Annotated in this window: 11 protein-coding genes; 2 read left to right on the top strand and 9 right to left on the bottom strand. The window is 60.6% G+C overall.

All coding sequences use genetic code 11. The features are described 5' to 3' along the window. Positions 1-46: 46 nt before the first annotated feature. The 8 genes from ACIPIN_RS01070 to ACIPIN_RS01105 form a co-directional block, all read right to left on the bottom strand. The gene (locus tag ACIPIN_RS01070) at positions 47-838 is read right to left on the bottom strand and encodes an enoyl-CoA hydratase/isomerase family protein (protein ID WP_401114084.1); all 792 of its coding nucleotides are present in this window, start codon (positions 836-838) and stop codon (positions 47-49) included. A gap of 329 nt (positions 839-1,167) precedes the next feature. Continuing rightward, positions 1,168-2,580 carry an amino acid permease gene (locus ACIPIN_RS01075; RefSeq protein WP_401114086.1) on the bottom strand — a complete coding sequence of 471 codons (1,413 nt, stop codon included), beginning with the start codon at positions 2,578-2,580 and terminating at the stop codon, positions 1,168-1,170. 208 nt (positions 2,581-2,788) lie between these two features. Next, the gene (locus ACIPIN_RS01080; RefSeq protein WP_401114088.1) at positions 2,789-5,050 is read right to left on the bottom strand and encodes an ATP-binding protein; all 2,262 of its coding nucleotides are present in this window, start codon (positions 5,048-5,050) and stop codon (positions 2,789-2,791) included. After that, positions 5,047-5,832 carry a substrate-binding periplasmic protein gene (locus ACIPIN_RS01085; RefSeq protein ID WP_401114091.1) on the bottom strand — a complete coding sequence of 262 codons (786 nt, stop codon included), beginning with the start codon at positions 5,830-5,832 and terminating at the stop codon, positions 5,047-5,049. Before ACIPIN_RS01085 ends, ACIPIN_RS01080 begins: the two co-directional genes overlap by 4 nt. A 5-nt stretch (positions 5,833-5,837) precedes the next feature. Beyond that, on the bottom strand, positions 5,838-6,554 hold the full coding sequence (locus ACIPIN_RS01090) for a response regulator (RefSeq protein ID WP_401114093.1): 717 nt from the start codon (positions 6,552-6,554) through the stop codon (positions 5,838-5,840). A 92-nt stretch (positions 6,555-6,646) separates the two neighbouring features. Beyond that, positions 6,647-7,294, bottom strand: coding sequence for a TetR family transcriptional regulator C-terminal domain-containing protein (locus ACIPIN_RS01095; protein WP_401114096.1), 648 nt, complete (start codon positions 7,292-7,294; stop codon positions 6,647-6,649). Positions 7,295-7,419: 125 nt separating this feature from the next. Continuing rightward, positions 7,420-8,214, bottom strand: a complete 795-nt coding sequence (locus ACIPIN_RS01100; protein ID WP_401114099.1) for a class II aldolase/adducin family protein — start codon at positions 8,212-8,214, stop codon at positions 7,420-7,422. 74 nt (positions 8,215-8,288) lie between these two features. Then, positions 8,289-9,338 (bottom strand): ABC transporter substrate-binding protein, encoded by a 1,050-nt coding sequence (locus tag ACIPIN_RS01105; protein ID WP_401114101.1) that lies wholly within the window; start codon positions 9,336-9,338, stop codon positions 8,289-8,291. Between the two features lie 217 nt (positions 9,339-9,555). Here ACIPIN_RS01105 and ACIPIN_RS01110 point away from each other — a divergent pair, with 217 nt between their 5' ends. Together ACIPIN_RS01110 and ACIPIN_RS01115 are read left to right on the top strand one after the other, a co-directional pair. Next, a complete protein-coding gene (locus ACIPIN_RS01110) occupies positions 9,556-11,517 on the top strand; it encodes an FAD-dependent oxidoreductase (RefSeq protein WP_401114104.1) in 1,962 nt (653 codons plus the stop codon). A gap of 139 nt (positions 11,518-11,656) precedes the next feature. After that, positions 11,657-12,253 (top strand): cupin domain-containing protein, encoded by a 597-nt coding sequence (locus tag ACIPIN_RS01115; RefSeq protein ID WP_401114107.1) that lies wholly within the window; start codon positions 11,657-11,659, stop codon positions 12,251-12,253. Between the two features lie 7 nt (positions 12,254-12,260). On the opposite strand, the gene ACIPIN_RS01120 is transcribed toward ACIPIN_RS01115, so the two are convergent. Further along, entirely contained in the window at positions 12,261-13,193 is a 933-nt protein-coding gene (locus tag ACIPIN_RS01120; protein WP_401114109.1) for a helix-turn-helix domain-containing protein, read from the bottom strand. Positions 13,194-13,195 lie beyond the last annotated feature (2 nt).

Consider the following 13,195-nt stretch of genomic DNA (forward strand, 5'->3'; position numbering starts at 1 on the left):
TTCGTTCACTGAATAGAGGTGCGAGGCAAGTCAGCCCGATATGGGCTTATTTGCCGACAAACTGTGCCGGACGTTTTTCCATGGCGGCGCGCAAGGCCTCGGCGCCGTCTTCACTACGACCGCAGAGCAAGCCCGCCGCCAGTTCGGCTTGCAGCTGCTCTGGCAGACTGCGCTGGGCGCCTTCGCGCATGAGTTTCTTGGTCTGGGCAAACGCGAACGTCGGGCCGTTGGCCAGTCGGGTGGCCAATTCACTGGCGGCGCCGAGCAGTTGCTCATCGGCGCACACTTCGCTGACCAGCCCCGCTGCCAAGGCCCGATCGGCGCCCCACAACTCGTCGAGAAACAGCAGGCGTTTGGCCTGTTCGGTGCCGATCAGTCGTGGCAGATGCCAGCTGGCACCGGCGTCCGGCGAGTAAGCCATGCTGGTATAGCCGGCCTTGAACCGCGCCGATTGCCCGGCAATGCGCAGGTCGCAGCACAGCGTCAGGTCCATCCCGGCGCCGACGGCAGTGCCGTTGATCGCCGCGATGGTCGGCTTGTCCAGGCTGTACAACCGGCTCATGAGTGCGTGGGCGGTTTCGGTCCAGCCGTAGCTTTCCAGAGCGCCACGGGCTTCGGCCTCCGCCCACTCGGCGAGGTCGGCGCCGGCGCAAAAACTGCGGCCGCTGCCGGTCAACACGACAACCCGAACCGCAGGGTCGGCATTAAAGCCATCGAGCAAGGCGTGAAGGTTTTTCAGGGTTGGAATGTCCAGCGCATTGCGCTGAGCGGTGCGATTGAGGGTGATCCTGGCAACGCCTGCTTCGACCTGACTGAGCAGAGAAAATTGAGTAGTCATGCGAGTCCTCGAATTATTGTGTTTGGCATGAGGTGATGCGACTTGAGGCCATACTAAACGAGTGTTCAGTAAGACGGCAATCAGATGGGAAATAGGATGTAACAGCACGAAAACCACAATAACTAATTGTTTTTATTAGACTATTTTTCTAATCAGGTGCTGCCACGATGGATTTGTTACAACTTTGAACAACTGGCTACAGGGCACCGCAAACCACTGTGGGAGCGAGCTTGCTCGCGATGGCGGCACCACATTCAACATCTCTGTTGACTGATCGACCGCTATCGCGAGCAAGCTCGCTCCCACAGGGAATGCGCTAAATCAAGGAATCAAATGGTCGGCAGAGTCGGTGCGAACACCCCTTGGCGTTTGCGATGAATCAGGAAGTACGCGCCGTAGCACACTGCGATAAACCCAAAGCCCCAATACAGCGAAGGACGCTGGGTTTCATCCATGGCCAGGAACACGAACAGCGAGCAGCACAAGGCGATGCACAGTATTGGCAACAGCGGGAACCACGGCGCACGGTATTTCAGGTCGCTGAGCTTGCCGCCATCGCGCAGGTAGGCTTTGCGGAACTTGTATTGCGCCAGTGCAATAACGATCCAGGTCACGGTGCCAGACATACCGCTCACCGCCATCAGCACCATGAACAGCGTGTCGGCCGCGATGAAACTGGTCATCAGCGACACCAGCGCGAAGCACAAGGTGATGCTCAGCGCCCGCAACGGCACGCCGCGCTTGCTCAACGGAGACAGACTTTTCGGCGCCATGCCGGTCTTCGACATTGCCCACAGAATGCGCGTCGAGGCGTACAGACCGGAGTTACCCACCGACAGAATCGCCGTGAGGATCACGAAGTTCATCAAGTCGGCGGCGTAGGGAATGCCGACCATGTCGAACACCTGCACGAACGGGCTTTCCATCAACCCGGCCTGCTGCCACGGCACGATGGCCGACAGCACCACGATCGCCAGCACATAGAAGATCAGCACGCGGAACACCACGTTGCGCACTGCCCGTGGGATGCTCTTTTCCGGCTGATCGGTTTCGCCAGCAGCCACGCCCATGATCTCGCAACCCTGGAACGCGTAGACCACGGTCATCATCACCGCGAACACCGCCGACAGGCCGTTGGGGAACAGCGAGTCACCGATCAGGTTGGTCATCATCGGCGCTGGTGCGCCGCTGGTCAGCGGGATGGCGCCGAAGATCACCAGTACGCCGACCACGATGAATCCGAGAATCGCCGCGACCTTGATCCCGGAGAACCAGTATTCCGCTTCACCAAAGGCGCGGGTCGCCAAGGCATTCAGGCCGAACAGAATGACCACGAACAGTGCCGACCAGTACCAGATCGGCACAGTGGGAAACCAGCGCACCATCAACATCCCTGCTGCGGTGAATTCCAGGCCCACGGTGGAAGCCCAGCTCATCCAGTACACCCAGCCGATCATGAAACCGGTGGCCGGCCCGATGAACTTCGTGGCGTGGGTCTGGAACGAACCGGATACCGGCATCTGTACCGACAGTTCGCCCAGGCAAACCATCACCAGGTACATCAGGAAACCGGCGACCAGGTAGGCCAGAATGGCCCCCACCGGGCCGCCCTGGTTGATGGTTACGCCGGAGCCCATAAACAGTCCGGTGCCGATCACGCCGCCCAGCGAGAGCATGAAAATGTGCCGGCTTTTCAGGGCGCGGGTCAGTTGTATGCCTTTGCGTTCGATAGTTTCGCTCATGTCGGCACCTCAGTAGTCGGCGAGGTGCGCGGCGGATGACAGGACGTCATGGCGCAGGAAGGGATCAGCTTTACGGCAGTTCATTATTATTATCTCCAATAAGCTTCGAAGACCGCGCTGAGGCGGTTGCGTCGATTATTGGAAACCCATGTAAGTTCGCGTTGAACGCAAAGATCAAAGATGTAAAAAGTCGTAACGAACTTGTACGTCAGGCGGGCAACAGGTCCGCCAGCGTCTGTTGCGAACGCTGCAATTGCTCATGCACCCGTGGTGCCAGCACTCGCAGCGCCGACTCATCGTTGACCAGCGCCGCCGCCTCCAGCGCTCGTAGCGCATTGGCCAATGCGCGAAAGCCCAATGAGTCGCTGCTGCCGGCCAAGCGGTGCGCGAGGTGAGCGACTTCGGTGCAATCGTCGGCCTCGATGGCCTCGGTCAGCGCGTCCTGATGCTGAGTAATAGAGTTGCGTAGCACCGCGAGCAAGCCCTGAACCTTCTGTTCACCGAGCAAGGTGCGGTGAGTGTGTAACAACGGCCAATCCATAGCTTCATCATCCAGCGCAGGTTCCGCCACAGGTGACTGCCCGGCCAGGGCCTGTCGCAGGTTTTCCAGCTTCAAGGGTTTGGCGAGAATGCCGCCCATTCCGGCATCCAGATAACCGCGCACCAGGGCTGGTTGCACACTGGCGGTCAGGGCGAAGATCCGGCTGTGGCGGTTCGGGCCAGCGCTGCTGCGGATCAGTTTGCACAACTCGACGCCGCTGATGCCCGGCAGGTGCACATCGAGCAGGATCAAATCGAAGGTCTGGCCAGCGCATTGCGTCAGCGCCTGTTCGGCCTCCTCGGCAAGCCACACCTGATGCCCGTCCCGTTGCAGCAATCCGCTGACCACTTCTCTGTTCAGCGCCACATCCTCGACCACCAGAATGTTCAGCGCCCGGCCCAGTGCGCTGCTGCTCGCCACATCAACCTTGCCGGTGGCCGGCTGCAACGTCAGCTCAAACCAGAAACAACTGCCGCGCCCTACTTCACTGTCAACGCCGATCCGCCCGCCCAGTTGCTCCACCAAGTGTTTACTGATGGCCAACCCGAGCCCGGTGCCGCCAAACCGTTGCGCGACATCTTCGCTGGCCTGGGTGAAGCGTTCGAAAATCTTTTCCTGCATCGCCGGGGCAATGCCGATGCCGTTGTCCGTCACACTCAAGCGCAGTCGTTGACCGCTCTGGTCCGGCGCTTGCGCCAATAGCGTCACCTCGACGCTGACCTGCCCGCCTTCGGTGAATTTGATCGCGTTGGCCAGCAGGTTGCTCAACACCTGACGCAAGAACTGCTCGGCACCGTGGTGCCTGTCGGCGACCTGCGGATCGATCCGGCAGTGCAGTGTCGTATCGTTGCTCAGCGCACGCGGCTCCAGTAGCGTCAGCACCTCATCGAGCAATTGCCGGACCGAAAAGTCGACCGGCTCCGGGTGGCTTTCGCCCTCTTCCAGCCGGGCGAAATACAGCACTTCGTTGAGAATCGTCAGCAAACCTTCGCCAGCCTTGTACAGCGCATCCAGACGCTTGCCGTCGCGCTCGCCAAGGCTGGCGCCGCGCAGCAACTCGGCCATGCCGAGGATGCCGTTCAGCGGCGTGCGCAGTTCGTGGCTCATGGTCGCCAGAAACCGCGATTTGGCGAGGTTGGCCGCCTCGGCTTCGTCCTTGGTACGCATCAGGCTGGCGGTGCGGCGCTCGACCATTCTCAGCAGTTCGTCGCGGTTATCCTGCAAAGCCAGGCGATCGGTTTCCCGCCGATCAATGTCACTGAGGATCGCCCGGCGCATATCGTCCAGGGCGTGAGCCACCGTGTCGATTTCGTCTTCGTTGGCGCTGCGGTTCTTGTCCAGGTGCAAAGGCTCATGCCAGTCACCCTCAGCGACACGCCGGGCAAACCCGGCCATGACCTGCAGGTGCCGCGTGACCAGACGGTAAAACAACCCCGACAAGGCCACCGCCAACCCGCAGAGAAACACGCTCATCCACAACAGACTGGTCAAGCCGGTAGCGAACAGCCGCTGATGCACCGCGCCCAAATCAGTGCTGACTTCCAATTGCCCCAGATGCCGGACAGGACCGGCCGGCGGTTGATAGTCCAGTTCAAATCGTTCGACGCGCAACGGACCGATCGGGTCCGGGCTGCCTTGCAGCAGATCGAAGTCCGGGCTGGTCAGACGAACCCGAGCCACGTCGGAGAAGTCCACCAGACCGCGCAGTTGCACATTCAACTGCTCCTGGTTCAGGTCCCAGAGGCTGCGCTCCAGACTGGCCAGGTAACCAGCGCGAATCAGCTCCATGCGCGAGTCGATGTCACGCATCTCGCGGCGATATTCGAAATACAGTTGCACCGTGCTCGCCAGCACGGTGAAGCACAGGCTGAACAACAAAATGAACAGCAACAGACGCCGCAATAGTCCACCGGGCCGTGCGCGGATCATTGCGCATCCGCCGGCAGGTTGATCATGTCGCGATAGGTCACTTCACTTTCGTTCAGCCAACGGTCGATTTCCCCGGCATCGACCATGCGCTTCAACTGCGCATCGATATCCGGCATGCGGCTGGCCAGCGGGGAACGGCGTGACACCGCAACCCGTAGATAATCCACACTCAAGGCGTTCGGCAAGGCCACGATGTCTTGCGCCCCCGGCAGGTTTTCGACGTAAAGCTGCCCGGTGCGCCGCTCCGAAGTGATGAAATCGATGCGCCCGCGAATCAGTTTGCCGAAGTTCTGGCTGCTGTCGGAGACCCATTCGATGTTCTGGTGTTGGGCGACAAAGCGGTCGAAATCCACGCCGTAACTTTCACCGAACAACAGTCCACCACGGTAATTGGCCAGGTCCTCCAGACGCTCGAACTTCACCGGATGCTGACGATTGGTGAACAGCGCGACCTCCTCACGCAACACCGGCACCGTTGAAAAGACCATGCTCTGCTCGCGTTGCACGGTGCTGTAGGCCAGCACCACGTCGACCCGGCCTTCGGCGGCGTCCAGCAGGCAGCGTTTCCAGTTGCCCAGCACGACCATCTCGACCTCGTAGCCGAGTTGCCCGAAGAGGTTTTTCACCACGCTGGGGGCCAGGCCACGCACCTGTTTTCCGTCGCTCCAGGAAATTGGCGGGTACACCGGATAGTCGCAGTAGCGAACCTTCTCCGCCGCCATCGCGCTGTTGGCCAACAGCGCCAACATCAGCGCCATCATCAGCAAGAACAGCCGTAGCATGCGGCTCAGGCCGCCACGCTGGCGGTGAACAGATAACCGGCGCCGTGGATGGTGATGATCAATTGCGGCTCGGCCGGATCGTCATGCAACTTGCGCCGCAAGCGTCCGACCAGCACGTCGATGGAGCGATCGTTCGGCACCCATTCGCGGTTGCGGATCTGGTCCATCAGTTGATCACGGCTCAAGGTGTGACCGCTGTTGCGCAGGAACACGCTGAGCAGTTGGTACTCGCCGTGGGTCAGCAGGGTTTCGCTGCCGGCCTCATCGATCAGCCGTCGGCGGTCGGTGTCCAGCGCCCAGGCGGCGAACTGTTTGACCGGCCGAGGGATGACCGCAACCGGTTGCGGGGTCTGGGCATGACGAACCCGGCGCACCAGGTTTTTTGCCCGGGACACCAGCTCTCGTGGATTGAGGGGTTTGATCACGTAGTCATCGGCGCCGCACTCGAGGCCGACGATACGGTCGATTTCATCGTTACGCCCGGTGATCAGAATGATCCCGACTTCCGAACGGACCCGCAGCTCCCGGGTCAGGGTCAGGCCGTCCTTGCCCGGCAAACGGATATCGAGCATCACCAGATCCACCGTCTGGCTCGCCAGAAAGGTTTCGGCCAGTTCTGCGGTGGCGGCGCAATGCACCTCATAACCTTCCTGGGACAGGTAGGCGTGCAGCAGTTCGCGAATCAGTGGATCGTCATCGACGATCAGTACCCGAGGAGCCATCGCTTGGAGTCCTGCGTATGCCCGAAGGCGTGTTTCTTATTAGAGTTTTTTCCTGCACTGGCGCCAGAGAGTATCCATTGCTGAACGGGCGATCAACAGCCCGTCGTCTGCAAGCAAAAACGCTGGCGTCCACCGGCCTGCAAACCATCGACCCAGGCTTCGCAAATCTGTATGCCCTGCTCCGGGGTAAAGGTGCCGGGGTTGAGTCCTGACTCCAGCCACAAGCCGTCGAGCAAAGCGCTGAGGCTGATGGCCGCCAGATCGGCGTCGAACGGTTCCCAGCCCTCCTCCTGCGCCAACTCGGTCAGGACCTTGCGCAAAATGCTGCGGTACTCGCCATAGGAATGTTCGTGCGCCTGATTGATTGCTTCCGCCGTCTTGACCGCGCCCCAGAACGCTAGCCAGGCATCCAGCAGTTGTGGGTCCAGCAGTTCAGCGGAAAACGAGCCGCGAAAAAACGCCGATAAACGCTCGCGGGCAGTGGGCGCAGCCTGTTCCATGGCCTCGCGCAACAGGCTCATGACCCGCCCGGTGACCGCCATGTAGGCCTCGGCCACCAGTTCGTCCTTGCCGGAATAGTGATGGCTGATCAGCCCGACCGAGACCCCGGCCTCGGCGGAAATCTTGCGGATCGACGCGCCCTGAAAGCCGTGACGCTTGAGGCACACCAGCGTCGCCTCGATCAGGTTGGCCTTGCGCAACTCCGGCTCCATGCGGGAAAAACGGGCTTCCTGACTCATGCGCGACACTCTCCTTGGATCAATCGTTAGGGACTCGGACGGGTAAGCCCGAGAGCTGAACGACTGTACAGGAAGAGCGATCAAAGTCTCCAGAGTCAGATGCGCGGATTTCCCGCACAGCATCGTCAGTCGCGATAACCCGGCGCGACACGCTCAAGCAATCGCAACAGCGCGGGCCAGACCAGTTGCATGCCATCCGGGTCGCTCAACTCGCCCTCGTCCAGCGGTCGACCGTGGTCGTTGAACTGGCGTTCGGTGTGTTCGCACACCTCGGCCGGCGGCAATACCAGTTCACCGCAGGCCTGCGCGGCCAATTGGATTTCGCAGGCTTTTTCCAGGTAATACATGCGCAAGAAGGCCTGACTCACGGTTTCACCGACGGTCAGCAGGCCATGGTTGCGCAGCATCAACACCGGTTTGTCGCCAAGGTCCTGCACCAGACGCTGCTGTTCACTCAGGTCCAGTGCCACGCCTTCATAATCGTGGTAAGCAACCCGGCCATAGAACTCCATGGAAATCTGGTTCACCGGCAACAGCCCACACTTCAACGCCGCGACCGCGCAGCCGGATCTGGTGTGGGTATGCAGCACGCAGTGTGCGTCTTCACGGGCACCGTGAATGGCGCTGTGAATCACGAAACCCGCAGGATTGACCGGATACGGCGATGGCTCCACGGCCCGGCCATTCAGGTCGATCTTCACCAGATTGGAGGCAGTGATTTCATCGAACATCAGCCCGTAAGGGTTGATCAGGAAATGATGCTCAGGCCCCGGCAGGCGCACCGAGATATGGGTGAAGATCAGATCGCTCATGCGAAAGTGTGCGATCAATCGATAACACGCCGCCAGCTCCTCACGCAGGCGCTGTTCAGTGCTGCTGCGCTGAGGCGTGGCGCCAAGGTGGGTTGCGATCTCGTTCATTGTTGTCATTCTCCAGGCTGATCGGCTGCGCAAACAGTAAGGCTGGACGCTTTGACACGTCCAGCCCATTGCAATTACTTGCTGGCCCAGGCGTTGAAGCGCTCTTCAAGTTCTTCGCCGTGATCGACCCAGAACGCCACGTTCATCGACAGCGCACCCGCAAGATTCTGCGGTGCGGTGGGCACCCATTGCGCCAGTTTGCTATCCAGTCTGGCGGCGGCCTGGGTATTGGTCGGGCCGTAAGGAATCTGCTCGACATACTTGACCTGGGCATCCGGCTGATTTGCAAAGGCAATAAAGCGCTTGGCCTGATCGACATGTTTGGAGCCCTTGATGATCGCCCAGTAGTCCATGCCGTACAGGCTGCCAGGCCAGACCAGCCCGAGGTGACTACCGCTTTGCGCGGCAGCGGCCACACGCCCGCTGTAAGTAGAGGTCATCACCACATCGCCGGCGGTCAGCCATTGCGCCGGTTGCGCGCCGGCTTCCCACCACTGGATATGCGGTTTGAGTTCGGTGAGTTTGGCGAACGCCCGATCGACGCCCTGCGGGGTGCTCAGCACCTTATACACGTCCTCGACTTTCACCCCGTCAGCCAGCAAGGCGAACTCCAGGTTGTATACCGCACGTTTACGCAATCCGCGTTTGCCGGGGAATTTCTGCACATCCCAGAAGTCGGCCCATGAGGTCGGGGCCTGCGCAAACTTTTGGGTGTCGTAGGCAATCGCCACGCTCCACACCAGCGCAGCGGAACCGCATTCCTGCGCGGCATCGGGGATCAACTGCTCGGCGCGCCCCAGAGTCTTCCAGTCCAGTCGTTCGTACATGCCTTCGTCGCAGCCGCGCATCAGGTCCGGGCCTTCGATCTGCACCACGTCCCAATCGACGTTACCGGTGTCGACCATCACTTTGATCCGCGCCATCTCGCCGTTGTATTCGCTCTGGATCAACTTGCTCCGATCCGCCGTACTGAAGGGTTGGAAGAACGCCACGTCCTGGGCTTTTTGTCCGGCTCCGCCGTAACCTACCACCACCATCTCCGGTGCTGCCTGTGCGCTGCCGAGGCCGATGACCAGGGTCAACAACAAGGGATAAAAACCGTGCTTGAGCGTATTCGATTTCATCAGTGGTTCCTCGTGCAGGTGTCACGTGAGCAAACGCCGACTTGACCCTTTTTTATTGTGGTGAGGTTCGCCCCAGGAGTGGGCGCCAAAATAAGCTACTGCAAGCAATAGTAAAAAAACAAGTTGATTTTTTACTGAGGGTAAATTTCTATAGGCACATAATAACAACGCCGAAAACCCGGCCTTTCGGCTTCAGCCTGCCTGGAGTACCTGCACCATGCCGACCTCTACCTCAGCTTTTGCCCATCTGTTCGAACCGTTGCAGATCCGTGGCAAACGCCTGAAAAACCGCATCATGTCCAGCGGTCACGACACTTCGATGCCCACCGATAACCTGGTCAACGAGCAACTGATCGCCTATCACCAGGCGCGTGCCGAAGGCGGCGTCGGGCTGATCGTGCTGCAAGTGGCCGGCGTGCATGACAGTGCGCGTTACACCTCCCACGTACTGATGGCCACCGACGACGCCTGCATCGAGGGCTATCGAAAGCTCGCGCAAAGCTGCCACGCCCACGGCACCGTGGTGCTCTCGCAGATTTTCCATCCGGGGCGCGAGATCATGGAGTCCAGCGATGGCCTGCTGGCGGTCGCCTACTCGCCTTCGGCAGTGCCCAACGAGCGTTTTCGGGTAATGCCGCGCGCACTTGATCAAGCAATGATCGACGAGATTGTCGCCGGTTATGGCGCTGCTGCAAGGCGCCTGTATCAGGCCGGGCTGGACGGCGTCGAGGTGGTCGCCAGCCATGGTTACCTGCCGGCGCAATTCATCAATCCACGGGTCAACCGCCGCACCGACGACTACAACGGCGACCTGCAACAACGCCTGCGCTTTTTACGCGAAGTGATCGCGGCGGTGCGCGCCAATACCGATGAACAGTTCATCATCGGCTTGCGCATCTCCGCCGATGAACGCGACCCCGAAGGGCTCACCGAAGACGAGTCGCTGGAAGCAGTCAAGTCACTGCAAGCACAGCTGGATTACGTGCACATCGTCGCCGGAACCTCGGCGTCGTTGGGTGGCGCGGTGCATATCGTGCCGCCAATGGCGATCGAAGCCGCTTATCTGGCCAAGGAAGCCGGCACGTTCAAGGCCAGTCTGTCGATTCCGCTGTTCGTCACCGGGCGCATCAACCAGCCTCAGGAAGCCGAGCTGATTCTGGCCCGTGGTCAGGCCGATGTGTGCGGCATGACCCGCGCACTGATTTGCGACCCGCAAATGCCCAACAAGACCGACGCCGGGCGCGCCGAAGATGTGCGGGCCTGCATCGCCTGCAATCAGGCGTGCATCGGGCACTTCCACAAAGGTTTGCCGATTTCCTGCATCCAGCACCCGGAAACCGGTCGCGAGTTGCTGTTCGGCCAGCGGCAACCGACCACCCAACGCAAACGCATCATGATTGCCGGCGGTGGTCCGGCCGGAATGAAAGCCGCCGCGGTGGCTGCGCAGCGCGGACATGAGGTCACCCTTTACGAGGCCAGCGCGCAACTCGGCGGGCAAGTGCTGCTGGCGCAATTGTTGCCACGACGTAGCGAGTTCGGCGGTGCCAGCACCAATCTGCAACGCGAGATGGAACTGGCCGGCGTGCGCGTGGTGCGCAATACCCGCGTCGACCGTGCGTTGGTGGAGCGCGAGCGCCCGGATATGGTGATCGTCGCCACTGGCGCCGAGCCCTACTGGCCGGCATTCGAGCGCGGTGGTGAGTTGCAGGTGGTGGACGCCTGGCAAGTGCTGCGCGACGAAGTACAGATCGGCCGTTCGGTGGTGGTGGTCGACTGGCGCTGTGACTGGATCGGCCCCGGCATCGCCGAGCGTCTGGTGCGCGCCGGGCATCAGGTGCAACTGGCGGTCAACGGCACGCATTGCGGGGAAAACCTGCCACTGTACGTGCGCGATCAACTGGCCGGAGAACTGCATAAGCTGGGTATCCCGATCACGCCCTACGCCCGGCTTTACGGTTGCGACGACAACACCGTCTACTTGCAACACACCGCCAGCGGCGAACCGATGCTGTTCGAGAACATCAATACGCTGGTGCTCTGTCAGGGCCATCAACCGGTGGACACCCTGGGTGCTGAGCTGCAAGGTCTGGTGGAGTTCCGGCGCATCGGCGACTGCCTGGCACCGCGTACCGCCGAAGAAGCGATTTATGAAGGGCTGAAAGTCGCCTGGGAGCTGTGAGGCTGTTTATACTCCGGGGACTCTAATTACCCCCCCTGTAGGAGCTGCCGCAGGCTGCGATCTTTTGATCTTGTTTTTGAAAAGCAAAATCAAAAGATCGCAGCCTGCGGCAGCTCCTACAAGGTTCGCGGAACTCACCATGAGCAACAACAGCACGACACAGCCCGCAACCGGCACTGCCGAACCGCACTTTCTCGGCACACGGATTCGCGGCCTGCGCAAACGTCGGGGCATGACCCTGGCGGAACTGGCGCAAATGAGTGAGTTGACGGCGGGCTACATCAGCCAGCTCGAACGCAACCTTGCCTACCCGTCGATCCCCGCGTTGTTCAACATCGCCCGAAGCCTGGGCGTGACCATTCAGTGGTTCTTCGCCAGCGAAGCCAACACCGCGCCCGAAGACCACGGTTACGTGGTGCGCAAGAACAGCCGCATGAGCGTGCATTACGAAGACGGCATCGTCGACCAGTTACTGACCCCGCAACCCAACCGTCAGCTGGAAATGCTCCATTCACGCTTCCCGCCAGGCACCTACAGCCAGGAAAGCTACAGCCACGAAGGCGAAGAAGCCGGCTATCTGCTGTCGGGCAGTTTCGAGTTGTGGGTCGGGGAACGTTATTTTCAGCTCAACGAAGGCGACAGCTTCAGCTTTTCCAGCCAGGAGCCCCATCGTTATGGCAACCCGGGCGAGGTGGATGCCGTGGTGGTCTGGGTGATTACGCCGCCGACGTTCTGACCTCGACTCAGCGACGCACGCGCCCGTTCAACTGACTGACGCATGCGCGCTTCAAGGTGTCGCTGGGCAACTCCTTGAACAAGGCGTGATAGCTGCTGGAAAACCGCCCAAGGTGCCAGAACGACCAGTGCATCGCCACTTCAGCCACCGTGGTGTCCGTGGCCGTGCGGCTGAGCAATTCGCGGCGGGCGCTGTTGAGCCTGCGCAAGCGCAGCCATTGCGTCGGCGCCATACCGGTGTAGGTTTTGAACGCCTGTTGCAACTGACGCAGTGAGACTTCGGCGACCTGGGACAACTCCAGCAAATTGAGGTTCTCCTCGGGGGCGTCCGCCGCCCATTCACCGATCCGTTTCATGATTGTTCGCTCCCCTGCCCGGCGCTGCAGCGCGCCTCGATCCAGACAAACGCAGGCGTTGTCGAGAATGAACAGGCAGTCATCCAGCAACTGCTGGGTCAGCGCTTCCTTGCTCGGCGGGTCGATGGTCTGTGACAGCCGGGTCAGGGTTCCGCTCAGCCAACGGCTGAACAACGCGTTCTGCTGCGAATTAAGCGGGGCCATGAACAACCCTTCCAGCCTTTCGATACTCAGGCCGTGGTGCTGAACGAACTCCGGGCCGAACACCACGGCCACTTCCTGGTAGTTCTCCGGGGTGATCCAGATGTTGCGGCTTTCGCCGTTCAGCACATAAAGCGCGTTGTCACTGCGATCGAAACAGAACGCCAGCGAACCCGGCGGAGCGCTGAAATTCTGCTCGACACGGGTGTTCATGCACTCCTCGTAAATCTGCACACCTTGCAGGTCCAGATAACGCACCTGGCCTGCGAAATGCCCGGGCGACATCTGCTGATAGTGCTGCACCCACCCAGGGGTCGCCCGGATCTGTTCGGCGACATCGGCGGTGTTGAAAGCCTGCACGTGCAAGGGGTTTGACTCTGTCATGG

The organism is Pseudomonas sp. NPDC087697 (assembly GCF_044743155.1).
In the GTDB taxonomy this organism is placed as follows: domain Bacteria; phylum Pseudomonadota; class Gammaproteobacteria; order Pseudomonadales; family Pseudomonadaceae; genus Aquipseudomonas.